This window comes from Pacificitalea manganoxidans, assembly GCF_002504165.1.
GTDB classification, from domain to species: domain Bacteria; phylum Pseudomonadota; class Alphaproteobacteria; order Rhodobacterales; family Rhodobacteraceae; genus Pacificitalea; species Pacificitalea manganoxidans.
Genome location: NZ_CP021404.1, coordinates 1,709,800 through 1,732,751, shown reverse-complemented (window position 1 = coordinate 1,732,751; position 22,952 = coordinate 1,709,800). Strand labels below are relative to the sequence as shown.

Below are 22,952 nucleotides of genomic sequence, written 5' to 3'. Positions count from 1 at the left end.
GCCCCAAACTCACGGGTTCCGACAAAAGTCGGTATGGATGACCTTTCCATCCGCGCTAAGCTCAGAATACAACTGTTAGCAGCAAGGCGGTCGAGCGTAGATCGCGCAAAGGTAGCGTTGATGAAAAGTGCGAAAGAACTGGAGCTTCTCGAACTGGTGCGAAAGCTTGCCGCTGCGGAAACCTCATCGGAAATGGATCTGTTACGGTTTCGCACGTGCATCTTGGATCTTATCAGCTCCAGGGAAGCCACTGTCCTCCTCGCGCCTGACCTCATTGCTGAGATCGCCGACCCACTGCAGGCGGAAAGCACCAACGCTTGGAAGCCCGCCGTAACTCGGACGCTGAACGCGATCGCAGAGTGGGATACAGCCGTGAGCAGCAGCCGTGGAGCTGCTCCTCTCCCAGTCTGCACCCCGCCGCCAGCGATCAAGCTCGATGGGAAGTCGTTCGCGTTTACAGGCACTTTCCTGTTCGGGTCAGAACTGTACTGTGAAATGGCCGTAGTAGAGGGTGGAGGTACGGTAAGCCCACTCTCACCGTACACAGATTTTCTCGTGATCGGTGAGTACGTTGGCGCAGATTGGGCTAAGAGCAAGTCTGCCTTAACCATCCAGAAAGCCGTATTTTTTCGAGATGCAGGCTTTGACATAAAAATCGTTACGGAAGCAGCGTGGATAGACGCTCTCTCTGAATAGTTCATCTTCTACTCCTGTGCTTCGAGCAGTTGCCGAGCGCGGCGCACTGCGCGCTCCACATCGGCGAGTTCGGCAATTGCTTGCGAGCGGTCGCCAGCTTCGGCGGACTGTGCGGCGGCAAGTACTGCGCTGACCGCTTCGCCCGCCTCGCGCGAGATTGAGCCCGCCTCTTCCAGCAGATTGCCATTGGTGCATTGGGGCCCCAGCCCCTCTAACCGCTGCGCCATGAAGCGGCTGACCGGGAAACGGCAGGCAGCGTCCTCGAGCGCGAATACATCATCGAGCGTCCAGCCCAGCGCACCGCTCATCCGTTTGGAAAGCGTGCCCTTGGAACTCGACCCCCTGCCCCAGCGGGCATTGATGGTCTCCGCCGCCGCGTCGAGGTTGCCGTAGACCCCCTTGATCAGCGCGCACATGAGAGCGTTAGCGGTGGCACGTTGATCAGTCATGAGTTACTCTTGATGCTGTGAATGGTCGGACTGCGCTCGAGTCCGAACCACCGAACGCAGCGAGGAACGCCTGATGATTGAGAAGTACGGCGTTCCCGACAGCCCGATTATTTCGTTTGAGGTCTGCAACCATGCAGGCCGTCGGTATGTCCGCCGCGTGAAAATTCTCTTCGCCAAGCCCCACTCTCCCGCTCCGATCCTGCAGGGCATCGCGATACCTGGAGGCTTTCTGCAGAGCATTTACACGGACGAGATTACTGCGGTGATCACTGACGACGGCGAGGTCGTTTCCCCTGGGCCAACCGTCAACGAACTTCTCCGAGCGGCAGGGCTCCGACCACAGAGCTTTGACACCGGGAGCCAGTTTATTTCGCTCGGCAATGAGTTCCTTGGGGTCCGCAAGATCCTCATTGCAACTGCAGTGATACTGGCAGTTACACTGGCAATATTGATAGTCGACGGGTGGTACCTGATCGGCCTCACAACAGTGGCGCTTATGGCTCCGCTCGGCATCGGCGCCGCGGTTCTGACTAAGTTGCTCCGTCGGATGGGTTACTAGGTTCGGTCCACGGGCTCTCCGCCCACCCATTGTCCAGATCATTTTTCTAGTCATCGGCAACCCCGTTTCGTGGACGCGCAGCCGCGGTCGGGGCATTTAGCCCCAATGAAGAACGGATGAACCCAATCAACACTCACGCTGCAGACTCCGGCTGAAGCCCTATGCCTCCGCGGCGTTCCGTGATGAAGGCGCGGACTTTTTGTTCGGTCAGCCCGGTAATCGACCGTCCGGCTCGAAGCCTGCTAACGAGTTCCGAGTTCCCGGCAGCGCGCTTGCCGAAATAGGTCTGAGACATGCCGAAATCTCGCAAGAATTCGTCGATCTCGGACAGGAGCTGTTCATGAACATCGAGTACCATGAAGCAACCGATACATCCTCCAAAGAGGACATTGCAAGCATTCTCGAAAGAGGACGTGCAATATTTCGCGCTTCGGATGACACAAAAACTATGAGCAATGCGGACTGGCGAACGCGTCTAGCTGACGCAATAGGCAAATCGGGTAAGTCGAAGAGAGCTGTTTCGCTGGCCAGCGGGAACGGCCCGGGCTACGTGCACTCGATCATCGCCGAGGGCAAAGATCCGACAATCACCAACCTTCTTGCAGTTTGCGACGCAATCCCCGTGAGCATGGTTTATATTCTGCACGGGCATGAAATGACGCCGGAAGACGCGTTGCTTTTGAAGGAACTCCATCGCCACCCTTCGAAGCGCGCGGCGATCCAAAGTCTCCTGAAGCCGGAATGACGTTGGGCATTAAGGAGCCATTGGTGAGGGCTGCGGTGGTGCTTTTCCCGTCATATGGCGCGGCCTACCTTACCGGGCAGATGGTGTACGTCGTTCCCACCCTTGCGGCTGCAGGCATCCTGGCATCTTCGATAACCTTCGAGCGTCAGACGTCTCGTCGTGTCGATGAAGATGATGACGGCGACGGCGAAGAGCTGGACCCAGAGGCACAATCATCGCCGCTCACGTCGGTTGAAGGTGACGACCAAGCCTGAATTTCAGCAAGCCATGCCCGCTTTTTACTTATCGACGCGGCGCCCCACCACGCGAGGTATTCACTAACTCTCATCACTGATGTTCTTTGTTTGTTCCGATTTCGGACCTTGGTGGCCGATCTCGATTCGTGCAAGGCGATTTATAGGTGTCCTCAATAGCGGACAAATCTCTTGACCGTCCTCAAAAGAGGACATAACGTCATGGCGAACAACACGAGGTTCGTCATGCCCCAGATCGCCACCCCGCGCCTTCCCGCTGCCCAGCCCACGCCGGTCTTCGTCGCGAATGCGCGTGAGGTGGTGGCGAACCCCGAGCAATATGCCGACCGCCCGATCCTGCGCCGTCTTGCCTGGATGACGCTGATGGCCAATGCGGGGCGCAGGCTCTCGACGGAACAGCTGGCCGCCGCGCCGGTGGAGACGCCGGATGCTTGATTTCGCCCCCGAGCTTTGGCCCGGTCCTGCCTCATTCGATCAGCGCGAGCATCAGCGCTCAAGCCCTGGAAACGACGAGAGCCAGAGCCGCCACGCACAGCAGCGTCGTCAGGATCGGTTTGCCGTACATCGTATCGACGATGCGTCGGATTTCACGAACGAGTTTCATCCCGTCGTTTTCCTCGTCGTTAGGCGGGATGATCGGGCGGAGGTGCTTCCTACACCTTCGCCCACCCCAAGCCGATCCCCGGCCACGCCATGTGCTCCCTCGGGGGCGCGTCATGCCTGAAGCCGGTTCCGAGTTTCCGCCCGAAGAAGCTGCCACTCATGATCCTGCCGCCGGGCCGGGCGGACCGACGCCCGGCGGCAAGCCGAGGGCGCGGCAGGCACGCGCGCTTGTCGATGACCCGAGCACCAGCGGGCCGGAGTTCCTGCTGGCTTGCGCATGGCTCTTTCACCACGGCACGGCCGATTGCCGCGAGGCTGTCTGCGCCGCGCTCGATCCCTTCTATGAGGAGGTCTGATGCTTCACTGTGATCTCGATGGCGCGCTGTCGCGCCGCATGGCCCTGCGGGCGCATATCGCGCTCATAGATCAGGTGCTCGCAACAGGATCGCCCATTCCTGAAGACAGCCGCGCGGTGGTGCACCTTGCAAATCTCGGGCAGGCCGGCCTGTCAGTCAGCGCGCACCAAGGATACTGCGGTTCGATGCTGATGCTGCAGATCCGGGTGACCGCGCCCGGCACCCCGGCGGACCTACTGCGCATGTGGCGCGCCCACGCCGCCGCCGAGCTATCCTCCGATGACGCCTGAGGGTGAGTTCCGCCAGTCCTCTTGCCAGGACACGCAATCACTCAGCCTCGTCTGGGCGGGGACCATCAACCAGATGGCTGACGCCGCCGACACCCCCCTCAACCCTACCAACTGCAGGAAGCACCCATGACCTCTGACCGCAGCATTGAAATCACTGATAGCGTTCTGATTGATCTGGGCCTCTCATTAGGGTTCGGAGCGTTCATGGGGGCGTTTTTCGCGGCGACCCTCTCTATCCTCATGGTCTCGCTCTTCATGAAAGCAGCTCAGCTGCTCGGTCTGGCCCGCCCCTCCAACTGACCCCGGAGACCGGACTGTCACCACTCAGCAGATGAACGAGGTGTTTCATGGGCCGCGCCGCCATCAGCTACGTGCCGCGACTGCTCTCCGCGCCGCAGGCCGCAGCCTATCTCAGCGTCTCCGAGACCACCCTGCGCACGTTGCCGATCTCGCGCCGCGAGCTGGGCGGCAAGCGCCTCTATGATCGGTTGGCGCTTGACGCCTATGCCGATGATCTGCCCATTGAAGGCGAAACGGATCATGGAGGGTGGTAACTTGCGCCTGCGATATCGCGGCCTCATCGCTGAGCGGCTGCCCTCGGGCAGCATGCGGTGGCGCGTCCGGGTCGAGGGCCGCGCGGGGCGCAAGATCGCCCTGCCCTGCGGCCCTGAGCATGCCGAGTTCCATCGCTACTACCAGGCCGCGCGGCGCGGCTTGCAGCTCGATCCCCCGCGCGAGATCACCCATGAGCCCGGGACGATGGGCTGGCTCTTCAGCGCCTATCTCAAGCACCTCGAGCGCATGGTCGAAAATGGTCAGGCCTCCCCGCTCACGCTTAAGGAGCGGCGCAACCTCACGAAATTCGTCCTGGGCCAGCAGAGCGAGCAGGCGCGGTCGGTGGGTCGCTTCTATGCCGAGCTGCCCATGACCATCCCCGATGCCGAGCTTATCGCCTTCCGCGACCGCATGGGTGCGACGCCGGGCAAGGCCCGCAACGTCTGGAAGCTGCTGCGCGCCGCCTATGATTTCGGGATGCAGCGCGGGCATTGCAGGTCCAATCCGGCCAGGGCCGTTGCACGGCCCGTATATGTAAGCCAAGGCGGCGCGACCCCTTGGACGATGGCGGATCTGGAAGCCTACCGTGCCAAGCACCCGCCCGGCACCGCGGCACACCTCACGCTGACGCTGTTCATGTTCACGGCCTGCAGGATCGGCGATGCCGTTATCTTGGGACGAGAGCATGAGGAACGGCATTCTGGCCGTCTATGGCTCGCCTGGCAGCCCCGCAAGAAGGGATCGCGCCGGGTCCAGATCCCGGTGCTGCCACCCCTCGAGCGGGCGCTGAAGGCCCGCACCGTGCTCGGCCCGACCTACCTGCTGACCTCTCAGGGCGTGCCATTTCGGTCCGGCGAAGGGCTGCGCAACCGGCTTGCCAAATGGTGCGAGGAAGCAGGGATCGTCGGTCGATCCTCCCACGGCATTCGGAAGGCGGCAGGCCACCTTCTCGCTCTCCATGGTGCCACGCAATACGAGATCATGGCTGTGCACGGGCACGCAAATGCCTCCACCTCGCAGGTCTATACGGAGACGGTCGAGCGCATGCGGCTGGGCGACATGGCGGCGTCAAAATTGGCAGGAATGGAATGGTAATGTGGACCACGGCATTTTTCGCGTGGTCCACATTGGTGATAAAACCGTTTAATATCAGCCCTATATTTTCGATCAGTTAGGCCTGCCGGGCCTACCATACCGCCTGTCCATCCGCTTTAAATAACTGAGAAGTAGCCGCCCGGCGCAGCAATCCGGCCATTATGGGACTTCCGAGAGCCGGGACCGCAATTCAGCCGCGTCGCGCCAACGGCGATTCCCGATTGTGCATCGACAGGGCCGCCCTCCTCCGGCCCGCATTCTTTGGCCAAGCGGTAGCGATAGCTTCCCACGCCCGGATCCTGCGCGACCTCACCTAGCAGCCAGACGCCCTTCGGTCACGAGAGCGACGCCCCCTGGCAAGGCGAACCCGGTCGTGCCCACTCCGCCCTGCTGCGGCGGGGCGCTGGGAAGATCGGCGAAGCGGACGCCCCGCCGCCTAGACACGAGCGCCGCCGCTCCGGCTGCGGGACTGGAGCGGCGGCGTCAGGGTTAGCTTGCGTCCTTGAACTCGGCGTATTCGCCGCGCACCTGAACCTTTACGGTGACGTCTGCGCTATCGCGGTTGCGCCAGAACCAGCCATGCTCGCCGTCGAAATCGGCGGTGACCTCACCCTCGGCCCCGGTCGAGCCACGGCCCTTTTCGTAGGTCACCGAGTTGCCGCCACCGTGGCCATGCAGGTCGAAGTTCACCCGCCCGCCCTCGACAAGCATCTGGTATTCCGCGGTCTGCCCCGCCTCCATGACCATCTTCCACTCGGCGCTGTCGCCGGGCTTCAGGGTGAATGTGGTCTCGTCGCGCCATGCCTCGCCGCCCTCTGCCGGTGCCGCCTCCTGCGCATAGGCGGTGCCGACAAACAGGCCCAGCACGCTATCGAGCAGGCTTGATTGCTCATCGAGCCCCATCTGCCGGTCGGCCTCGGCCTCCTCGGCCAGTTGCGATTTGATCGCACCCATCTCCGCCAGACCGAGGGCCTCGCCGATGCCAGTGGGGTCGATGTTATACTCGGCCGGCAGCACCACGGTGACGAGGATCGCCACGGCCGCGGCCCCGGCGATCACGGTCGACCGGATGAGTTGCTTCGAGCTCGGGAGTTCGTCGAGGCTGGGTTTTTCTGCGTTGAACATATGAATATCTCCTGTCGGTTCAGGCGGCCACGAAAAGGCCGGTGAGCTGATAGCCCATGAGAATGAAACCAAGCGTCATCATGACGACGTTGGCGGTGTAGGCTTGGGCGAAGAAGTTCGGGGACTTCCGCCAGAAGCCCATGACGATAAGAATGACGGCAAGCGCCATCAGCTGGCCCAGTTCGACCCCGACATTGAACGCCAGCAGATTGGCCAGAAGCCCGTCGGACGCGATGTCGTAGTCGAGGATCTTGGTGGCGAGCCCGGTGCCGTGAAAGAAGCCGAAGATCAGCGTCGCGGCCTTGGTATTGGGCTGAAAGCCGAACCAGCGCTGATAGGCGCCGAGGTTGTCGAGCGCCTTGTAGACAACCGACAGGCCGATGATGGCATCGACGATATAGGCGTTCACGCCCCAGCCGAACCAGACGCCAAGCAGCATCGTGGTCGAATGGCCGAGGGCGAAGAGGCTTACATAGATGCCGACGTCGCGCATCTTGTAGAGAAAGAAGACAACGCCGAGCAGGAACAGGATGTGATCGTATCCGGTCACCATGTGTTTGGCGCCGAGATACGTGAAGGGGATAATGTTCACCCCCCAGATTTCCTGAATGTAGCCCGCGTCGCCTTCGGTGACGTTATGGGCTGCGGCCTGTGCGACGGACATGACTATCGCCGCCGCCGCGATGAACAGGGGAAGTGTCGCGCGCGCCGATCCGGCATGCCGCCCACCTCCGAAAGGTGTGATCATAGTAAGATCTCCGTAGATGTGACTGATCGTGAGACTGCGCCCGGAGGACGCAACGATCAGACGCGCGGAGGTCTTTCGATCCGGTGAAGGGGCCAAGGACCGGCATCTGCGGTTTCGGTCCGGCGGCGTGCCCCGGTGATCGAGACGGGCTGCGCCATGCGACCGGAGGCGAGGATCCCCGGGCTGTGGTCATGATCCGCGGCGTCGTGGGTGTGGCCATGCAGCGCCCAAGCCAGATCTTCCTCAAGGCCGTGTGTGTGGCCGTGTTCGGCGATGATCGCGGCGTGGTCCTGAATGGTTTCGAACACCGCCGGGGCATGCGACATGGCAGGCATCAACGACCAGCTCAGCACCGCAAGACAGAGCAGAGCCTTTAGCAGGTTCCGCCCCTTTCGCATTGTGCCCGTGAGTGCCGTTTCTGTCCGCATTCCGCTCCGTGGCCTTGCGTTTAGCCATCTTGCCGCATCCCCCCTGGGGGGATATCCTATATCTATGACAAACGATCACGTCCATGCAAGTCACCCTAAGATCTCTGCCCGGCTGAAACGTGCCGAGGGCCATCTGCGCGCGGTTATCGCGATGATCGAGGCGGGCCGGCCCTGTCTCGACATTGCGCAACAATTGCAGGCGGTGGAGAGCGCGGTGGCCAACGCCAAACGCAGCCTGATCCACGATCACATGGATCATTGCCTCGATGCCGATAGCTCCGAGACCGACCGTGCGGAACTCAGGGCGATCAGCCGCTATTTATAGGAACGTCTCATGCTCTCGATCCTCGGCGACCGCACCTATCGACATCTGTTGGCGGCACAGGTCGTCGCGCTGCTGGGCACCGGTCTGGCGACCGTGGCGCTGGGGCTGTTGGCCTATGATCTGGCGGGCGCGCGCGCGGGGCTGGTGCTGGGCGCCGTGTTCACGATCAAGATGGTGGCCTATGTCGGCATCGCGCCGATTGCCGGTGCCTTTGCGGAACGGCTGCCGCGCCGGGCGCTGCTGGTCACGCTGGATCTGCTTCGGGCAGGCGTGGCGCTGGCGCTGCCCTTCGTGACCGAGATCTGGCAGATCTATGTGCTGATCTTCGTGCTGCAATCCGCCTCAGCCGCCTTCACCCCGACCTTTCAGGCAACGATCCCTGACGTGCTGCCCGAAGAGGACCGCTACACCCGCGCGCTGTCGCTGTCGCGTCTGGCCTACGATCTGGAGAATATCGTCAGCCCACTGCTGGCCGGTTTGCTGCTCGCCGTGGTCAGCTACAACATGCTGTTCATCGGCACCGTGGCCGGGTTCGTCGCTTCCGCCCTCCTCGTGGTGTCGGTTCTGCTGCCGCGCCCTGCCCCGTCTGAGCCGCGGAGCGTCTACGCGCGCTCCACCCGAGGCATCCGCATCTACCTCGCCACGCCGCGTTTGCGCGGGCTCTTGGCGTTGAACCTCGCGGCGGCATCGGGTGGCGCGATGGTGCTGGTAAACACGGTGGTGCTGGTCCGAGGCACGCTCGACATGAACGAAACCGCACTCGCGTGGGCAATGGGGGCGTTCGGGGCCGGGTCGATGCTGGCCGCGCTGCTGCTGCCGCGCCTTCTCGACCGGCTCCCCGACCGGCCCGTCATGCTGGGCGGCGCGGTGCTGCTGACCGTGACACTTCTGGCCATGGCGCTTTCGATCCGACTGATCGGACTTTCTTGGCCGCTGCTTCTGGGGGCGTGGCTGCTGGCGGGTCTTGGTTATGCCGCCGTTCTTACACCGTCGGGCAGGCTGCTGCGGCGCTCTGCCCACGCGGAGGATCGGCCTGCAATCTTTGCCGCGCAATTCGCGCTGAGCCATGCCTGCTGGTTGCTGACCTATCCGTTGGCGGGGCTGCTGATGACTTGGCTCGGCGCGGAGGGCGCGCTCATCGGGCTTGCCGTGTTGGCGACGTTTGGAGTGGCAGCGTCGGCCCTGCTATGGACCAGCCAAGCCGACACACCCACGCCGCATGTGCACGACGACCTGCCCCTGACCCATGCCCATCTGGGGGCCCATGGCGGCGGCAGACGGCACACGCATCCCGTCGTGATTGACGCCCTGCATCCCAGATGGCCCGTCAGCTAATTGGTTACCTCACAGGCGCGGCTGTCAGGACAGCTCCCCCGAAGCGAAGCCTCGATCAGATCCCGGCACCAAACCACTCGGGCCAGTTACCGCCCCCTGCGGCTAAGACAGCCGATGTCATGGACCGAGACGCAGATGCCGCTGGCGATGGACCCGGCAGCGCGTTGGACGGCGGCTCAATCCAGCCGCTGTCCCGTCTGTGTGTCGAAGTAATGCAGCTTGTCCTCGGGCAGACGAATGTAAAGCTCCTGCCCCTCGCGCAGCGGCATATGGGCCGGGACGGAGGCCATCAGGGAATGCGTGCCGCACTGTAGGGCGACGAGCCGCGTTTCACCATGAAACTCATCGCGCTCGACAGTGGCGCGCAGGGTGCCTTCTGCCTCCTGTGGCAGCACCTCGACGCTGCCGGGGCGTATACCCAGCGTGACCTGCGCAGGCGCGCCTACTGGGGCGGGCAGATGGATCAGACCATCGCGCAGAGCGCCGTTTTCGACATCGAACTGCATGAAGTTCATGTTCGGCGTGCCGATGAACCCTGCGGCAAACAGCGTCGCGGGGCGCGAATAAATCTCCTCGGGGGTGCCCATCTGCTCGATCCGGCCTTGGTTCATCAGCACGATACGGTCGGCAAGCGTCATGGCTTCCAGCTGATCGTGGGTCACATAGATCGAGGTCGATTTCAGCGCCTTGTGCAGGCGGGCGATCTCGACCCGCAGATGGCCGCGCAGCTTGGCGTCGAGGTTCGACAGCGGTTCGTCGAACAGGAAAACCTCGGGGGTCTTGATCATCGCGCGGGCAATAGCGACGCGCTGCTGCTGGCCGCCCGACAACTCGACCGGCTTGCGGTCAAGATAGATCGCAAGACCGAGCGTCTCGACCACCGGAGCCAGCCTGCGCTCGACCTCGGCCTTATCGACGCCCATGCGCTCAAGCCCGAAGGTGATGTTGTGGCGCACCGTCATATGCGGATAGAGCGCGTAATTCTGGAACACCATCGCAATTCCACGATCCCCGGGATCGCGGTCGTTCATGCGCGCGCCCCCGATCAGAAGATCGCCACCGGTGATGTCTTCTAGCCCGGCAACCATGCGCAGCAGCGTGGATTTTCCGCAGCCCGAAGGCCCGAGGAAGACCAAGAATTCATGGTCCTCAATCGACAGATTGAAATCACGGATGACTTCAAGTTCGCCATAGCATTTGCGGATGTTGCGGCATTCGACGGTCGCCATTACGGGGCCTCGCTTTCGGTATCGACGCGGATCTGCAGTTTCACATCGGAGGGGCGCCCCTCGGCGGCGCGGTCAAAAGCCTCAATTGACGCGTCAAAGGGATAGGTTTCCGACAAAAGCGGCTTCAGATCGACCTTGCCCGCAGCAATGAGGTCCAGCGCGCGGTCGAACACGTTTGCATAGCGGAACACCGTTTCCATCCGACATTCACGCACGGTCGCCGCCGAGATGTCGATGGCGACGGGATCAGGCGGCAGCCCGACAAAGACAATCGCCCCGCCCGGACGCACGATGCGGAACAGATCGTTCATCGCGGCCTGAGCGCCGGAGCATTCAAAGACCACATCGGCGCCCCAGCCTGCGGTGACCTCGGCCACGGCGTCCACGACGGATGTCTGGCGGATATTGATGCCGGTGATGCCGTCATAGCTTTCGGCGATGGCCAGCTTTTCCGCCGAAAGGTCGGAGATCAGCACACGCGCACAGCCTGCTGCCAGCGCAGCGAGGGCGGTCATGATGCCGATGGTGCCTGCGCCCAGAACCACCGCCGTGTCGCCCGGCGCGATATGCGCCCGTTTCGCGGCCTGCATCCCCACGGCAAAGGGCTCCACCATCGCGGCCTCGGCAAAAGACACCGTGTCGGGCAACTTGAAGGTGAATGCGGCAGGATGCACGCATTCGGCACAGAGCACGCCATGAACCGGCGGTGTGGCCCAGAAGGTGACCGCAGGGTCGACGTTATAGATACCAAGCTTCGAGGCGCGCGAGGTCAGGTCCGGCACGCCCGGCTCCATGCAGACGCGGTCGCCCACGTTCAGGGTCGTGACGTCCTTGCCGACCTCGATCACGGTGCCCGACGCTTCGTGCCCCAGCACCATGGGCGCGTTCACGACGAAATCGCCGATCTTGCCATGGGTGTAGTAATGCACGTCCGATCCGCAGACCCCGACCGTGTGCAGCTTGATGCGGACATCTGTCGGGCCCATGTCGCTGGGCAGGTCGATATCCCGCAAGGAGAGCTCTCCTTGGCGTTCGAGAACAAGAGCTTTCATTGGCTACTCCGAGGATTTCTTGGAAAAAGCGGTGTTGAGACCTGTCCCGACCAGCGCCAGAAGGATGAGCGGAGGAAGCGACAGCAGCACCACGGCCGCATTCAGGATGCCCCAAGGGACACTCATCCCCAGTTGCGACATCTCAGATGCGATGATTGGCAGCGTCTTGGCGCGGGATGTCGTCAGCATCATCGCCAGGAGGAATTCGTTCCAGACCAGAATGAAGGAGAACGCGATGGCCGACAGGATCTGCAATTTTGCCACCGGCAGGGCGATGCGGAAGAAGACGGCATAGGGCCCCAGACGGTCGACGCGCGCGGCCTCCTCGATGGCGATCGGGACCCGCTCGAAAGCAGGCACGGACAGCCAGATCGTGATCGACACGGTGATGGTCATGTAAGTGATGATCAGCGCCGGGCGGGAGTCGTACATGTCCAGACCGAGCCAGATCACCATCATCGGGATGGCCACTGCCACGGGCGGCAGAAACCGCAGCGACAGCGCAAAGAACTGTGCCTCCTGCGTGACGCGGTTCTTCATCCGCGCGATGACATAGGCGGCAGGCACGCCCAGCACCGCGCCCAGCAGCACCGCGTAGCTGCACACGACCAGCGAATTCACCAGCGCGCGTGACACGGAGCGGCGGCCCAGAACGTAATCCATGTTTTCCCAGACCGGGGAGAATATCAGCTTGGGCGTGCTGACCAGAAGATCTGCATTCGTTTTGAAAGCGTTGAGCAGTGTCCAAACCAGCGGCATCAGCACCATCAGCGCCGCCAGAACAAGAAGACCGCGTAAAGCCAGAGTCACAGGTTTCATCGGTTCAACCTTTTCCAGATCATGGTGAACATCACGACCGTCAGCACCAGCATCACGACCGCCATACCCGACGCGTAGGAGATCTTGCCCGCCTCGATGAAGCCTTGCGAATATGCGTACATGTCGAGGGTTTCGGTCGCGATGCCGGGGCCACCGCGGGTCATCACATAGACAAGGTCAAACGAGCGCAGCGACTCGATTGCCTTGACCAAGACGAGGGAAATCAACGGGAGCTTCAGCATTGGCAGCGTGACGAAAGTGTGGATTTCCCAGCCCTTGCAGCGGTCGATCCGCGCGGCTTCCAAGGGTTGGGGCGGCAGCGCTTCCATCAGTTTCAGAATGATGACGGCAAAGACGGGGCCCCACTGCCACACGTCCACGAAAGCGACGGCAAGCATCGCGCCGACCGGCGAGGCGAGGATATCGGGGGTTTCGCCGGTTAATGCCCGCACGGGCCAAGTCACCGCGCCGTAAAGCGGATGGAACGAGAATTTCCAGACGAAAGCGGCACAGACCCGCGGCAGAAGCACCGGAATGATAAACAGCAAGGTCAATACGTTGCGCCACCGCGGCGTTGCGGCTTCGAACATGGCGATGGCGAGGCCGATGCCGACAACCATCGTCGCGGAGACGGTCAGAACCTCCCACTTGAGCGAAACCCACAGAGCATTGAGGAACCGTGCATCACCCACGAGCGCAATGTAGTTCGCAAACCAGACATAGTCGGCGTCCGGGGCACTCAGCGTGCGGTTCTGCAGGGAAATGTTGAATGCGTAGAGTGTGGGTACCGCGGCAAGAATGATCAGCACGATCAATGCCGGACCGAGAAACACCACGGGAAGTGAACGCCCGAGTTTCATGGTCTGCTCCGAATATGTAGGGAAATCGGCGACGGGGTCGCCTTATAAGGCGCATCTGCGGGCGGAGCAGGTGCCCCGCCCGCAAATCCGTTTACATGGCGTTGGCCAGTTCGCTCAGCTCATCAAGGGCACCTTGGATGTCGGTGCGCGACCCGATGATCAGCTCTTCAAGCTTGATGCCCCAAGCGTTGCCCAGCTCTTGCCAGTCGGGGTCCTGCCAGAACAGAACTTCGGTGCTGTCCCCGGTCGAGGCCATCGCCGCCGACAGGTTCTCACCGAAGGTTTCCACATAGGCGGGGCTTTCATAGGTGCTGGTCCGGGTCAGCTCGCCGGGCTGGCCTTCGGCAAGGCGGCGTTCTTCCTGCTGCTTCGACGTGGCCCATGCCACGAACAGCCCGGCACAGGCCTTTTGCTCTTCCGTCTCATTGGCGCGGCTGGCAATGGCGAAGCCATGCGCATAGCCCGAACCGGGGATCGGCGTGGGCGGAGGCGTAAAGGCGACGGTGTCGACCACTTGGCTTTGCGAGGGGTCTTTCGACATGGCGCCCAAGGGAGCGGATTCGATGATCAGCGCCACCTTGCCCGAGCGGAACGCGCCGGTGGACTCGTCGAACGAGCCGGTCTGAGTGCCGGGCGCCGAATACTGGAACAGCTCCAGATATTCTTCGGTCGCCTTCACCGCAGCTTCGGAATTGAAGGCAAATTCCCCGCTGTCATCGACCCATTCGCCGCCATGCGCCGCAAAGAGGGGCAACCAACGCCACACATTCGCGCCAGAGCCGCGCTGACCGCGCAGGGCAATGCCGTAGACGCCATTGTCGGGGTCGTGCAGCTTCGCCACGGCGGCCTTGAATTCGTCCCATGTCTGAGGCGGCTCGATCCCGGCGGCTTCCAGCAGATCGGTGCGGTAGACCATCAGGTCTCCGCCGCCCTGAATGGGGGCGAACCACTGCTTGCCATCATAGCTGGCGACCGAGCGCATGCCTGCATCGAAATCGTCGTAGTCGTATTCTTCGGGGTAATACCCGTCCAGCGGAACGATCCATTCCGAGGATGCGAACAGCGGCAGGTTCGCTTCGTCCACATAGTAGACGTTGAAGCTGCCGACCGTGGAGGCATCCGCCTGCGATTTCGCGCGCCGGTCATTTTCGTTGAGATAATCAATCTGGAAACCGGCACCCGACAGTTCCTCGAACTCGTCGTAGTAGTCTTCCAGCAGCGTCAGCCCGTCACGCGGCTGAGCCAGAACCATCACGTCGTCTTCGCACACCTGAGCAAGCGCGGAAGTCCCCAAAAGTCCCGCCAGAACGCTGGCGGTCAGAGCCGTATACTTCATTTTTCATCTCCTCCCAGAGGTCTCGAGAAGTCCCCGAACGCCTCAACCTTGGCGGAAGACGCAGAGCGAAAATAGTTTGCGAACGATTGAAAACTGATACTATATTGACATAAATGTCCCAAATCAGCGGGTTTTGCTTATGAAAGCATTGAAGTTGACTGCGCCCGACAGTGCGGAGGAGCCGCAGCCTCCCAAGCTGAACCGTGCCACCCGCGAGATGATCGCCTTCCCGGCGGGCCGATCCTACCTGACACGGCGCGATGACTATCCCCACCCTCTATGCACATGGAATTATCATCCTGAATGGGAGATCCACTTCATCCCCGAGGCACGGGGCTTCGTCTATGTCGGCGACTACATCGGCAGTTTCGAGCCCGGGCATATTGCCCTGTGCGGGACGAACCTACCGCATAACTGGGTCTCGCCCGACCTCGTCCAGCGCGGGCGCGACTATGTCCTGCAATTCGATGCCGAACAGTATCTGAGCATCTGCGATATCATGCCGGAGATGCGTTTGATCCGGACGCTCGCCCCTCTGGCGGAACGCGGGATCGAACTTGGCGGGCAGGATGCAAGGGAGGCGGGCGACATCGTCCTTGCCCTTCAAACCGCCTCGCCCGGACATGGTCTGGGATTGCTGATCGAATTGCTGACCGTCTTTGCCGAGGCCACCGACCGCCGCCTGCTCGCCAGCCCCGGTTTTGCGAAAGGCTACGCACCGATCATCGCCGGGCGTCATTCCAAGGTCGATCAGGCCATGCAGCACATGCAGGTCAATCCCTCGATCTCGATGAACGAAGTGGCAGACCTGGTCGGTGCCAGCCCGTCGGCCTTCTCGCGGAGTTTCAAGATGCTGACGGGGAAGACATTTTCCAGCTACCAAAGAACACTGCGCATTTCACGGGCCTCGACGCTTCTGTCCGAAACCGGCCGTGCCGTGACCGAGGTCTGCTTCGAATCCGGCTATAAGAACCTGTCGAACTTCAATCGCGCTTTTCTGGAGGAAACCGGCATGACCCCAAGAGACTACCGAAAGGTCTCGGGCATCCGAACGACATCGCAACTGGTCACAGAAACCCCGCCCGGCGCGCCGGAGGAGCAGTGACAAGACTGTCTTAAGGTCGATCCGCACCATAAAACGTCACCGCCCGTGCGGCTCCAGAACATCCCGCTTACAATTTTCGAAATACATTTGCCGCTGGGCTTGCTCCGCCGCATCCTTGGGTGTGTTCGGCGGCAGATAATACTGAACGCAATGCGTACGGGCCTGAAACTCGATACGCTCTAGCGCGCAGGCCGTAGCGTCATTGGACGGCATCGGCAGGCTTCTGGTTAAGCATTCCTCACGATAATACGCCAATCGCTCCTCGGCAGTGGAATTCCAAAGAAACCAAGACGGCCCCCCGATACGGTCCGGATCCGGCGTGGTGCTGCCGCCACAATACCCCGTCGGGTTCAGGCAAAGCAGGCGCTCGCTACTGGAACAGGAGGCCACCGCCGCGCCCAATACGACAATGCCCACGCCTATCCATAGAGACGTTCTCATAGATATCGCTTTCATATCTGATCGATCGAAGTCTATGACAGACTTGCCCCTCCCCACGTCAGTTAGGGAGGCTGGCTGCCCGAAGGTCTGGCTGACGCAGTCATCACAATGCGCCCTACTAAGCAGCTGAATGCCTATTTTGCAAATGGCCTGTCAGAAGGGGCCGGGGCCGCGTAACGCATGCGCTTTGCAGCTTTCGCCGTTGCGGTAGATTCTCCGCTGTTGGATCATTGTCATCCAGGAGCCAAAGAAATTCCCGATGGGTCGCGCCGCTATTATATTGAAAATAGGACGTCGCAATATCGAACCATTCTTTTCGATTAGTTAGGACTGCCACATTGCTTTTTTCAATCGTCGCGCAGCTTGGCACCGTTTGGCAGACATCGTAGCGTTCGGCATGCACGGTCCTGTGGTTCTTATGATCTTATCTCTGGCTGGTGTCGCGGTTGCCCTATGGGTGCCGGGCTGGAGCGACTTGTTGTTGCTGGCCGGTCCTTGCGCGGTGGCGGCTGCCTATCTGCTGCTGCGGGCCCTGCGCAGACCACCGCCCCCCGGCAAGCGGATCATCCTTGACGGGTCCAACATCATGCATTGGACGGATGGTCAGCCGGATTTGCGCCCGGTTCGGGACGTTCTGCGGACGTTGCGCGCGCGTGGGATTGCGCCCAGTATCGTGTTTGACGCCAACGCGGGCTACAAGCTGGAAGGTAAGTATAAAAACGACACGGCCTTGGCGCGGAGCCTTGGCATCCCGCGCGATCGGGTGATGGTCGTGCCACGCGGGACGACAGCGGATGAGGTAATCTTACGCGCCGCGCGGGATCTGAATGTGCCGATCATCAGCAACGACCGGTTTCGGGACTGGCATGATGCGCATCCTGAGGTAACGCGGCAGGGCAGGCTGGTGCGCGGCGGCTATCGCAAAGGAACGCTTTGGCTGGCTCTGCCGGAGGATGACCCCCATCGGCAGCCCCACCGGTGACGGGCGTCGGCCATGCAGACAGCCGACGCCCCTGCCCTTATGCGGGTTCTGACACTTCGGTGCGCAGGGCCTGCGCGGCGGTGATCAGGTTACGCAGGCTTTCTTCGGTTTCCGGCCAGCCGCGCGTTTTCAGCCCGCAATCAGGATTGACCCAAAGCCGATCTGCCGGGATCACCGCCGCGGCCTTGCGCAGCAGATCGGTCATCTCAGCGGCGCTGGGGCGGCGGGGGCTGTGAATGTCCCAGATGCCGGGCCCGATATCGTTGGGATAGTCGAAATCCGCGAAGACCTGCAGCAGTTCCATGTCGGATCGCGATGTCTCGATCGAGATCACATCGGCATCCATCGCGGCGATGGCGGGCATGATATCGTTGAATTCCGAGTAGCACATATGGGTGTGGATCTGCGTTGCATCCGTGACCGGACAGGCCGACAGACGGAAGGCACCGACCGCCCAGTCGAGGTAAGTCTGCCAGTCGTCGCGCCGCAGCGGCAGACCTTCGCGCAGCGCAGGCTCGTCGATCTGGATGATCTTGATCCCGGCGGCTTCCAGATCTGCGACCTCATCGCGGATCGCCAGCGCGATCTGCTCGCAGGTCGTGCGACGGGGCTGGTCATCGCGCACAAAGGACCATTGCAGGATCGTGACCGGTCCGGTCAGCATGCCCTTCATCGGCTTGTCGGTCAGCGTCTGCGCATAGGCGGACCAGCGGACCGTCATCGCGGCGGGCCGCGACACATCCCCGAAGATCACCGGAGGCTTTACGCAGCGCGAGCCATAGCTTTGCACCCAGCCAAAGCGCGTAAAGGCAAAGCCGTCCAGCTGCTCGCCAAAATACTCGACCATATCGTTGCGCTCGAATTCCCCATGCACGGGCACATCGAGGCCGAGCGCATCCTGCTTGGCCACGCAAGCGCGGGTTTCGCCCTCCAAGAACGCGTCGTAATCGGCATCGCTGAGCAGGCCTTTGCGATGATCCGCGCGGGCGCGGCGCACCTCCTTGGTTTGCGGGAAAGAGCCGATGGTGGTCGTGGGGAAGCGCGGCAGGCCCAGTCTGGCCTGCTGCACCTTCTGCCGCGCCGGGAAGGCCGCGCGACGGCGTTTATCGTCGTCGCTCACCGCGGCCTGACGTGCCTTTACATCCGGGTTGTGAATACGGGACGACACCCGCCGGGCGGCGATATCGTGCGCGTTGCGCGCCAGTTGGTTCTCGACGCTCCGCGCGCCCTCCCGCAGGGCACGGGCCAGCACGGCGACCTCCTCAAGTTTTTGCACCGCAAAGGCCAGCCAGCTGCGCAGGTCGTCGTCCAGCTCATCTTCCTGTTGCAGGTCGACAGGGCTGTGCAGCAGGGAACAGGATGGCGCGATTTGAAGCCTGTCGGGGCCGTGCAGATCGGCAGCGCGGCTGGCAATGTCGAGCGCGGCGGCAAGATCGGTTTTCCAGATGTTGCGGCCATCGACCAGCCCCAGCGACAGCACCTTGTCGGTGCCCGCCTCCAGCACCGCGTCGATCTGCTCCGGCGCGCGCACCAGATCCAGATGGAGACCGGCAACGGGCAGCGACAGTGCCAGCGTGCGATTGTCCCCAAGCGCGCCGAAATAGCTTGCCAGCATCACCTGCGGTCCGGCCTGCGCCAGCCGGGCATAGGTCCGGCGCAACGCGTCCTGCTGGGCCGGGCTCAGATCCAGCACAAGGATCGGCTCGTCGATCTGCACCCAATCCGCGCCTGCACCGGCCAGATCGGCCAACAGACCCGCGTAGATGTCCAGCACGGCCTCCAGATGATCGAGCGGATCGAAACCGTCATCCTTGGACTTGCCAAGGCTCAGCCATGTGACGGGGCCAAGCAGGACAGGCCGGGTTTCGACCCCCAGCGCGCGGGCCTCGCGATATTGGGTCAGCGGCTTATCCGTGGCGCGGCGCAGGGTCTGGTGCCGGGTAAATTCCGGCACGATGTAGTGGTAATTGGTGTCGAACCACTTGGTCATTTCCATCGCCGGGGCGGCATCGGTGCCGCGCGCCATCGCGAAATAAAGATCGAGATCAACCGCGCCCCCGGGGTGTTTGAACCGGTCAGGCACCGCGCCCAGCAGCGCCGTGGTATCGAGAACCTGATCGTAGAACGAGAAATCGTTCGACGGGATCACCCCGATCCCGGCATCGGACTGCCAGCGCCAGTGATCCGCGCGCAGGCGGGCCCCTTCGGCCTCCAGCGCGGCGGCGTCGATCTCGCCCGTCCAATACCGTTCGGTTGCTTTTTTCAATTCACGCCGCGCGCCGATGCGCGGAAATCCAAGGTTGGCGGCAAGGGTCATATCATCCTCCGAGAAGCAAATCTGCGCCCCGGATAGGCCGTTGAAACCATGACCGGAAATGGTATTACCTCACCGAACCATGAAGAGGGCTCATGCATGCTCGACCGGCAGCACCTGACCATCCTGCGGGAGGTCGACCGGCTGGGATCGGTGACCGCCGCCGCCGATACGCTGAACATCACGCAATCCGCGATCAGTCATATGATGCGGAAATTCGAAGCCCGCCACGGCACGGCGGTGTGGGAAAAGGACGGCCGCCGGTTGCGCCTGACGCAAGCGGGGCACTACCTCGTCGCGCTTGCAGGGCGGGTGCTGCCGCAGATCGAGCATGCCGAACGGGTGCTGGAGGATTTCGCACGGGGGCAGCGCGGGGTCCTGCGGATCGGGATGGAATGTCACCCCTGTCAGAAATGGCTGAACCGGGTGATCGCCCCCTATCTGCGGGCGTGGCCGGATGTGGATCTGGATATTCGTTCAGACTTCAGGTTCGGCGGGCTTGCCGCGCTGCTCGGTCATGAGATTGACCTGTTAATCACACCTGACCCGGTCGCATTAGCGCCCGTGCGGTATGAGCCTGTGTTCGATTACGAATTGGTCTTGGCGGTCCCTGCCCTGCACCCGCTGGCTGAAACAGGTGCCGTGTCCCCGCCTGATCTGTCGTCGGAAACCCTGATCACCTACCCCGTTTCGACCGAGCGTCTGGATGTGTTCACCCGGTTCCTTGTCCCCGCAGGCTGCCTTCCGCGGCGCCATCGCACGGTCGAAACGACGGAAGTCATGCTGGAAATGGTCGCCGCCGGGCGCGGGCTCAGCGCGATCCCCGATTGGCTGCTTGATGAACCGGGCGCTCCGGCTGATCTGAGGGGGTTGCGCTTTGGCCCTGACGGAATCGCGAAAAGCATCCATCTGGGGTTTCGCGCAGAGGAGGCAAAATCCGCCGCTTCGGGCGCGTCACAGCCCGATTTCCTGCGCGCCTTCATCGAACTGGCGCGCGGCACGACGCCCTGAGGCGCGAAATCAGACCTCGCCCTTGGTGTCCGGTTCAATCTGGCCCCGCCGTGCCATATGGCGGGCCACCAACCACACCCCCAGCGCCCATGCCGCGCCAAGCGTCCAGCCCGCAAGCACGTCCGAAGGCCAGTGCACGCCCAAAAACACGCGGCTCACCCCCACCAGCACGGTTAGCAGCGCGGCGACGACGATGTAAAGGATACGCACCCGATTGCGCGTCTCGGCGCGCGCCAGCATCACCGCCAGCGTCAGATAAGTCACCGCCGCCATCATCGAATGGCCCGACGGGAACGACGCGGTAACGGTCTCGACCCCATGCGGCACCAGATCGGGACGCGGGCGTGAAAACCCGGATTTCGCCATATAGGACAGCGCCTGCCCGCCTAGGATCGCGACCGCAAGCAGCAGCGCCGACGCCTTTTGCCGTCGCAAGATCAAAAACGCCAAGACGGAAAGCGACACCATCGTCAGCACGGTAACCCCACCCAGCGCGGTGAGATCGCGCATGGCCACCGCCAATTGTGCGCCGCCGATGGGATTGGCCGGATCGCCGGGGGTGCGCAACGCCAGTAGCACCGCTTCGTCAAAGGCATGAAGATCGCCCTCGATCATCTCGGCGGCCAGCGCGACAAAGGCCCATAGCGCCCCCGCAATCAGCAACAAAACCACGAGGGTCACGATCTCGACGCGCCGTGTGGCGCCGGCGATGGCTGGGGGCAGATGCATGGGGTCTCCGGTCAGGGATCGGGGTCGTGAAATCTCAGGTGCGGCGGGGCCACGGGCTCGGGCACAGAGAATGGCGTGCGTTTACGAGTTGGCAAGCATTTCTCCGCCATAGTGCTCGGACCAAATTTCGCCCGCAGGCTGACCTAAGGTAATTAATTTCATTTCGGCCCCTTATAATGTCTAAACGGCGACCTAGGTGGACTCACAACACCCATAGGTTGATTATCGCCATGCAGCTGCAATTCGTTCATAACCACCATGACAGGCTGACCCTGCGCCTGCGCCATCACCCGGCGCGGCGGCCCACGCGCCCGCGTCATCAGCGGCGTCTATTGGCAGCGATTGGCTTTGTCTTGCTGACATTTCTGGTTTCGGTCGTCGCGCATCTGGCGCTGACGGTGCTGAATATCGTGGTCGGCTGAGCTTTCCGCGACACGCCCGCGCAGCCTGCTACTGTGCGGCGCTGCCCGTCATATGGACATTCCCCCGCGCCGCCCCCTATCACCACGGCGAGGACGATACCCGGCACGCGGATCGCTACCGGGTGAGAGGGCCGCGCAAGGATAGTCGCGGCGGGGAGTTACTATATGCAGGATCAAGGGTCTCCGGGGCGCGCGGCGCTTTGGATGGTGGGGGCAGTCGCGTCATTCACATTGATGGCGCTGGCCGGGCGCGAGGTGTCCTTCGCGCTCGATACATTCGAAATCATGTTCTACCGCTCGCTGGTCGGCGTGGTTATGATCGTCTCGATCACCACGATGCGGCGCGATTGGGCCGGGTTTCATGCCCGCAAGCTCGGGCTTCACGCCGTTCGCAACCTTGCGCATTTCACCGGACAGAACCTGTGGTTCTTTGCCATTGCCACGATCCCGTTGGCACAGGTCGTCGCGCTGGAATTCACCTCCCCTATCTGGGTGGTGATCCTCGCGCCGCTGGTTCTGGGCGAGCGTCTGACCCGCGTTCGGGTGCTGGCCGCTCTTATCGGTTTTGCCGGGGTGCTGGTGGTGGTGCGCCCGGAGATGAGCCGGATCGGCCCCGGTGAACTGGCCGCAGCGGCCTGCGCCGTGGGCTTTGGCCTGTCGGCGCTTTTCACCCGGAAACTTCGCCGCACGGAGACCACATTGTCGGTGCTGGTCTGGCTAACGGTAATGCAGGCGGTGTTCGGCCTGATCGCCGCCGGGATCGATGGCGATATCGCCGCGCCGAGCCTTGTCACAGCGCCCTATCTGCTTGTGATCGGGGCCGCCGGGCTGGCCGCGCATCTGTGCCTGACCACCGCGCTGGGGCACGCATCGGCGGCCGTCGTCATGCCAATGGACTTCGCCCGATTGCCTGTTCTCGCCATTATCGGGGCGCTTGTTTATCTGGAGCCGATCGATCCGTGGATTATCGCGGGCGCAGGATTAATCGTGCTGGCTAACTGGTTGAACATTCGTAGTGAAACGAGATCAGCGGCGCAGAAAAGCCACACCGCAACGTGACCCTACGTTACAAAATCGTTTCTCAATTGA

At 62.2% G+C, this 22,952-nt stretch carries 30 protein-coding genes; 17 read left to right on the top strand and 13 right to left on the bottom strand.

The genetic code is table 11. The annotated features are described in order from the left end of the window. Window positions 1-120 precede the first annotated feature (120 nt). Complete coding sequence (locus tag CBW24_RS07855; protein ID WP_097373226.1) at window positions 121-696, top strand: BRCT domain-containing protein; 576 nt, start codon at window positions 121-123, stop codon at window positions 694-696. Between the two features lie 8 nt (window positions 697-704). Here CBW24_RS07855 and CBW24_RS07850 read toward each other — a convergent pair whose 3' ends face one another. Continuing rightward, on the bottom strand, window positions 705-1,145 hold the full coding sequence (locus CBW24_RS07850) for a hypothetical protein (RefSeq protein ID WP_088664018.1): 441 nt from the start codon (window positions 1,143-1,145) through the stop codon (window positions 705-707). Window positions 1,146-1,218: 73 nt separating this feature from the next. Here CBW24_RS07850 and CBW24_RS07845 point away from each other — a divergent pair, with 73 nt between their 5' ends. Beyond that, window positions 1,219-1,704 (top strand): hypothetical protein, encoded by a 486-nt coding sequence (locus CBW24_RS07845; RefSeq protein ID WP_097373224.1) that lies wholly within the window; start codon window positions 1,219-1,221, stop codon window positions 1,702-1,704. A gap of 133 nt (window positions 1,705-1,837) precedes the next feature. On the opposite strand, the gene CBW24_RS07840 is transcribed toward CBW24_RS07845, so the two are convergent. After that, window positions 1,838-2,062, bottom strand: a complete 225-nt coding sequence (locus CBW24_RS07840; RefSeq protein ID WP_097373223.1) for a hypothetical protein — start codon at window positions 2,060-2,062, stop codon at window positions 1,838-1,840. Here CBW24_RS07840 and CBW24_RS07835 point away from each other — a divergent pair. The 8 genes from CBW24_RS07835 to CBW24_RS07805 all read left to right on the top strand — a co-directional run bounded on the left by CBW24_RS07835 (window position 2,045) and on the right by CBW24_RS07805 (window position 5,602). Beyond that, complete coding sequence (locus tag CBW24_RS07835; protein ID WP_198405143.1) at window positions 2,045-2,449, top strand: hypothetical protein; 405 nt, start codon at window positions 2,045-2,047, stop codon at window positions 2,447-2,449. The two genes, CBW24_RS07840 and CBW24_RS07835, sit on opposite strands and share 18 nt — an antisense overlap. A gap of 23 nt (window positions 2,450-2,472) precedes the next feature. Next, complete coding sequence (locus CBW24_RS07830; RefSeq protein ID WP_157773128.1) at window positions 2,473-2,703, top strand: hypothetical protein; 231 nt, start codon at window positions 2,473-2,475, stop codon at window positions 2,701-2,703. A gap of 201 nt (window positions 2,704-2,904) precedes the next feature. Beyond that, a complete protein-coding gene (locus tag CBW24_RS07825) occupies window positions 2,905-3,138 on the top strand; it encodes a hypothetical protein (RefSeq protein ID WP_097373220.1) in 234 nt (77 codons plus the stop codon). A 281-nt stretch (window positions 3,139-3,419) separates the two neighbouring features. Then, entirely contained in the window at window positions 3,420-3,662 is a 243-nt protein-coding gene (locus tag CBW24_RS07820; RefSeq protein WP_097373219.1) for a hypothetical protein, read from the top strand. After that, complete coding sequence (locus CBW24_RS07815; protein WP_097373218.1) at window positions 3,662-3,952, top strand: hypothetical protein; 291 nt, start codon at window positions 3,662-3,664, stop codon at window positions 3,950-3,952. The genes CBW24_RS07820 and CBW24_RS07815 overlap by 1 nt, the downstream gene beginning before the upstream one ends. A gap of 126 nt (window positions 3,953-4,078) precedes the next feature. Further along, window positions 4,079-4,252, top strand: coding sequence for a hypothetical protein (locus CBW24_RS18340; protein ID WP_157773126.1), 174 nt, complete (start codon window positions 4,079-4,081; stop codon window positions 4,250-4,252). 47 nt (window positions 4,253-4,299) lie between these two features. Continuing rightward, the gene (locus tag CBW24_RS07810; protein WP_198405142.1) at window positions 4,300-4,506 is read left to right on the top strand and encodes a helix-turn-helix domain-containing protein; all 207 of its coding nucleotides are present in this window, start codon (window positions 4,300-4,302) and stop codon (window positions 4,504-4,506) included. After that, window positions 4,475-5,602: a site-specific integrase gene (locus CBW24_RS07805; protein WP_198405141.1), complete on the top strand. Its 1,128-nt coding sequence runs from the start codon at window positions 4,475-4,477 to the stop codon at window positions 5,600-5,602. Before CBW24_RS07810 ends, CBW24_RS07805 begins: the two co-directional genes overlap by 32 nt. 489 nt (window positions 5,603-6,091) lie before the next feature. Here CBW24_RS07805 and CBW24_RS07800 read toward each other — a convergent pair whose 3' ends face one another. The 3 genes from CBW24_RS07800 to CBW24_RS07790 all read right to left on the bottom strand — a co-directional run bounded on the left by CBW24_RS07800 (window position 6,092) and on the right by CBW24_RS07790 (window position 7,903). Next, window positions 6,092-6,727, bottom strand: coding sequence for a transmembrane anchor protein (locus tag CBW24_RS07800; protein ID WP_097373216.1), 636 nt, complete (start codon window positions 6,725-6,727; stop codon window positions 6,092-6,094). A gap of 19 nt (window positions 6,728-6,746) precedes the next feature. Continuing rightward, a complete protein-coding gene (locus CBW24_RS07795) occupies window positions 6,747-7,391 on the bottom strand; it encodes a HupE/UreJ family protein (protein WP_232530306.1) in 645 nt (214 codons plus the stop codon). 140 nt (window positions 7,392-7,531) lie between these two features. Next, window positions 7,532-7,903, bottom strand: coding sequence for a hypothetical protein (locus CBW24_RS07790; protein WP_232529621.1), 372 nt, complete (start codon window positions 7,901-7,903; stop codon window positions 7,532-7,534). Window positions 7,904-7,967: 64 nt separating this feature from the next. Here CBW24_RS07790 and CBW24_RS07785 point away from each other — a divergent pair, with 64 nt between their 5' ends. Together CBW24_RS07785 and CBW24_RS07780 are read left to right on the top strand one after the other, a co-directional pair. Then, on the top strand, window positions 7,968-8,228 hold the full coding sequence (locus CBW24_RS07785; protein ID WP_097373213.1) for a metal-sensing transcriptional repressor: 261 nt from the start codon (window positions 7,968-7,970) through the stop codon (window positions 8,226-8,228). A 9-nt stretch (window positions 8,229-8,237) separates the two neighbouring features. After that, complete coding sequence (locus CBW24_RS07780) at window positions 8,238-9,563, top strand: MFS transporter (RefSeq protein WP_097373212.1); 1,326 nt, start codon at window positions 8,238-8,240, stop codon at window positions 9,561-9,563. Window positions 9,564-9,739: 176 nt separating this feature from the next. Here the strand turns inward: CBW24_RS07780 and CBW24_RS07775 are convergent, their stop codons facing one another. The 5 genes from CBW24_RS07775 to CBW24_RS07755 all read right to left on the bottom strand — a co-directional run bounded on the left by CBW24_RS07775 (window position 9,740) and on the right by CBW24_RS07755 (window position 14,859). Next, on the bottom strand, window positions 9,740-10,792 hold the full coding sequence (locus CBW24_RS07775) for an ABC transporter ATP-binding protein (RefSeq protein ID WP_097373211.1): 1,053 nt from the start codon (window positions 10,790-10,792) through the stop codon (window positions 9,740-9,742). Continuing rightward, window positions 10,792-11,844, bottom strand: coding sequence for an NAD(P)-dependent alcohol dehydrogenase (locus tag CBW24_RS07770; protein WP_097373210.1), 1,053 nt, complete (start codon window positions 11,842-11,844; stop codon window positions 10,792-10,794). The genes CBW24_RS07775 and CBW24_RS07770 overlap by 1 nt, the downstream gene beginning before the upstream one ends. A gap of 3 nt (window positions 11,845-11,847) precedes the next feature. After that, window positions 11,848-12,663, bottom strand: a complete 816-nt coding sequence (locus CBW24_RS07765) for a carbohydrate ABC transporter permease (protein ID WP_088664005.1) — start codon at window positions 12,661-12,663, stop codon at window positions 11,848-11,850. After that, on the bottom strand, window positions 12,660-13,523 hold the full coding sequence (locus tag CBW24_RS07760) for a carbohydrate ABC transporter permease (protein ID WP_097373209.1): 864 nt from the start codon (window positions 13,521-13,523) through the stop codon (window positions 12,660-12,662). Before CBW24_RS07760 ends, CBW24_RS07765 begins: the two co-directional genes overlap by 4 nt. 91 nt (window positions 13,524-13,614) lie before the next feature. Continuing rightward, the gene (locus tag CBW24_RS07755; protein ID WP_097373208.1) at window positions 13,615-14,859 is read right to left on the bottom strand and encodes an ABC transporter substrate-binding protein; all 1,245 of its coding nucleotides are present in this window, start codon (window positions 14,857-14,859) and stop codon (window positions 13,615-13,617) included. A 139-nt stretch (window positions 14,860-14,998) separates the two neighbouring features. On the opposite strand from CBW24_RS07755, the gene CBW24_RS07750 reads away from it, so the two are divergent. Then, a complete protein-coding gene (locus CBW24_RS07750) occupies window positions 14,999-15,964 on the top strand; it encodes an AraC family transcriptional regulator (protein WP_097373207.1) in 966 nt (321 codons plus the stop codon). Between the two features lie 36 nt (window positions 15,965-16,000). On the opposite strand, the gene CBW24_RS18335 is transcribed toward CBW24_RS07750, so the two are convergent. Continuing rightward, window positions 16,001-16,177 carry a hypothetical protein gene (locus CBW24_RS18335; protein WP_157773122.1) on the bottom strand — a complete coding sequence of 59 codons (177 nt, stop codon included), beginning with the start codon at window positions 16,175-16,177 and terminating at the stop codon, window positions 16,001-16,003. 646 nt (window positions 16,178-16,823) lie between these two features. Between CBW24_RS18335 and CBW24_RS07745 the strand changes: the two genes are divergently transcribed. After that, entirely contained in the window at window positions 16,824-17,387 is a 564-nt protein-coding gene (locus CBW24_RS07745; protein WP_232529620.1) for an NYN domain-containing protein, read from the top strand. Between the two features lie 37 nt (window positions 17,388-17,424). Here the strand turns inward: CBW24_RS07745 and metE are convergent, their stop codons facing one another. Then, window positions 17,425-19,704: a 5-methyltetrahydropteroyltriglutamate--homocysteine S-methyltransferase gene (gene metE, locus CBW24_RS07740; protein WP_097373205.1), complete on the bottom strand. Its 2,280-nt coding sequence runs from the start codon at window positions 19,702-19,704 to the stop codon at window positions 17,425-17,427. 96 nt (window positions 19,705-19,800) lie between these two features. On the opposite strand from metE, the gene CBW24_RS07735 reads away from it, so the two are divergent. Next, window positions 19,801-20,712, top strand: a complete 912-nt coding sequence (locus CBW24_RS07735) for a LysR family transcriptional regulator (protein ID WP_097373204.1) — start codon at window positions 19,801-19,803, stop codon at window positions 20,710-20,712. Window positions 20,713-20,721: 9 nt separating this feature from the next. Here the strand turns inward: CBW24_RS07735 and CBW24_RS07730 are convergent, their stop codons facing one another. Then, complete coding sequence (locus tag CBW24_RS07730; protein WP_097373203.1) at window positions 20,722-21,441, bottom strand: phosphatase PAP2 family protein; 720 nt, start codon at window positions 21,439-21,441, stop codon at window positions 20,722-20,724. A gap of 230 nt (window positions 21,442-21,671) precedes the next feature. Here CBW24_RS07730 and CBW24_RS07725 point away from each other — a divergent pair, with 230 nt between their 5' ends. Next, window positions 21,672-21,863: a hypothetical protein gene (locus tag CBW24_RS07725; RefSeq protein ID WP_088663998.1), complete on the top strand. Its 192-nt coding sequence runs from the start codon at window positions 21,672-21,674 to the stop codon at window positions 21,861-21,863. Between the two features lie 165 nt (window positions 21,864-22,028). Beyond that, window positions 22,029-22,922 (top strand): DMT family transporter, encoded by an 894-nt coding sequence (locus CBW24_RS07720; protein WP_097373202.1) that lies wholly within the window; start codon window positions 22,029-22,031, stop codon window positions 22,920-22,922. The last annotated feature ends 30 nt before the right edge of the window (window positions 22,923-22,952 follow it).

Bases quoted from the DNA above. Each gene is read 5' to 3' on its own strand.
- CBW24_RS07855 (WP_097373226.1), top strand. From the start codon at position 121: ATGAAAAGTGCGAAAGAACTGGAGCTTCTCGAACTGGTGCGAAAGCTT.
- CBW24_RS07850 (WP_088664018.1), bottom strand. From the start codon at position 1,145: ATGACTGATCAACGTGCCACCGCTAACGCTCTCATGTGCGCGCTGATC.
- CBW24_RS07845 (WP_097373224.1), top strand. From the start codon at position 1,219: ATGATTGAGAAGTACGGCGTTCCCGACAGCCCGATTATTTCGTTTGAG.
- CBW24_RS07835 (WP_198405143.1), top strand. From the start codon at position 2,045: ATGAACATCGAGTACCATGAAGCAACCGATACATCCTCCAAAGAGGAC.
- CBW24_RS07840 (WP_097373223.1), bottom strand. From the start codon at position 2,062: ATGGTACTCGATGTTCATGAACAGCTCCTGTCCGAGATCGACGAATTC.
- CBW24_RS07825 (WP_097373220.1), top strand. From the start codon at position 2,905: ATGGCGAACAACACGAGGTTCGTCATGCCCCAGATCGCCACCCCGCGC.
- CBW24_RS07820 (WP_097373219.1), top strand. From the start codon at position 3,420: ATGCCTGAAGCCGGTTCCGAGTTTCCGCCCGAAGAAGCTGCCACTCAT.
- CBW24_RS07815 (WP_097373218.1), top strand. From the start codon at position 3,662: ATGCTTCACTGTGATCTCGATGGCGCGCTGTCGCGCCGCATGGCCCTG.
- CBW24_RS18340 (WP_157773126.1), top strand. From the start codon at position 4,079: ATGACCTCTGACCGCAGCATTGAAATCACTGATAGCGTTCTGATTGAT.
- CBW24_RS07810 (WP_198405142.1), top strand. From the start codon at position 4,300: ATGGGCCGCGCCGCCATCAGCTACGTGCCGCGACTGCTCTCCGCGCCG.
- CBW24_RS07800 (WP_097373216.1), bottom strand. From the start codon at position 6,727: ATGTTCAACGCAGAAAAACCCAGCCTCGACGAACTCCCGAGCTCGAAG.
- CBW24_RS07795 (WP_232530306.1), bottom strand. From the start codon at position 7,391: ATGTCCGTCGCACAGGCCGCAGCCCATAACGTCACCGAAGGCGACGCG.
- CBW24_RS07790 (WP_232529621.1), bottom strand. From the start codon at position 7,903: ATGCGGACAGAAACGGCACTCACGGGCACAATGCGAAAGGGGCGGAAC.
- CBW24_RS07785 (WP_097373213.1), top strand. From the start codon at position 7,968: ATGACAAACGATCACGTCCATGCAAGTCACCCTAAGATCTCTGCCCGG.
- CBW24_RS07780 (WP_097373212.1), top strand. From the start codon at position 8,238: ATGCTCTCGATCCTCGGCGACCGCACCTATCGACATCTGTTGGCGGCA.
- CBW24_RS07775 (WP_097373211.1), bottom strand. From the start codon at position 10,792: ATGGCGACCGTCGAATGCCGCAACATCCGCAAATGCTATGGCGAACTT.
- CBW24_RS07770 (WP_097373210.1), bottom strand. From the start codon at position 11,844: ATGAAAGCTCTTGTTCTCGAACGCCAAGGAGAGCTCTCCTTGCGGGAT.
- CBW24_RS07765 (WP_088664005.1), bottom strand. From the start codon at position 12,663: ATGAAACCTGTGACTCTGGCTTTACGCGGTCTTCTTGTTCTGGCGGCG.
- CBW24_RS07760 (WP_097373209.1), bottom strand. From the start codon at position 13,523: ATGAAACTCGGGCGTTCACTTCCCGTGGTGTTTCTCGGTCCGGCATTG.
- CBW24_RS07755 (WP_097373208.1), bottom strand. From the start codon at position 14,859: ATGAAGTATACGGCTCTGACCGCCAGCGTTCTGGCGGGACTTTTGGGG.
- CBW24_RS07750 (WP_097373207.1), top strand. From the start codon at position 14,999: ATGAAAGCATTGAAGTTGACTGCGCCCGACAGTGCGGAGGAGCCGCAG.
- CBW24_RS18335 (WP_157773122.1), bottom strand. From the start codon at position 16,177: ATGCCGTCCAATGACGCTACGGCCTGCGCGCTAGAGCGTATCGAGTTT.
- CBW24_RS07745 (WP_232529620.1), top strand. From the start codon at position 16,824: ATGATCTTATCTCTGGCTGGTGTCGCGGTTGCCCTATGGGTGCCGGGC.
- metE (WP_097373205.1), bottom strand. From the start codon at position 19,704: ATGACCCTTGCCGCCAACCTTGGATTTCCGCGCATCGGCGCGCGGCGT.
- CBW24_RS07735 (WP_097373204.1), top strand. From the start codon at position 19,801: ATGCTCGACCGGCAGCACCTGACCATCCTGCGGGAGGTCGACCGGCTG.
- CBW24_RS07730 (WP_097373203.1), bottom strand. From the start codon at position 21,441: ATGCATCTGCCCCCAGCCATCGCCGGCGCCACACGGCGCGTCGAGATC.
- CBW24_RS07725 (WP_088663998.1), top strand. From the start codon at position 21,672: ATGCAGCTGCAATTCGTTCATAACCACCATGACAGGCTGACCCTGCGC.
- CBW24_RS07720 (WP_097373202.1), top strand. From the start codon at position 22,029: ATGCAGGATCAAGGGTCTCCGGGGCGCGCGGCGCTTTGGATGGTGGGG.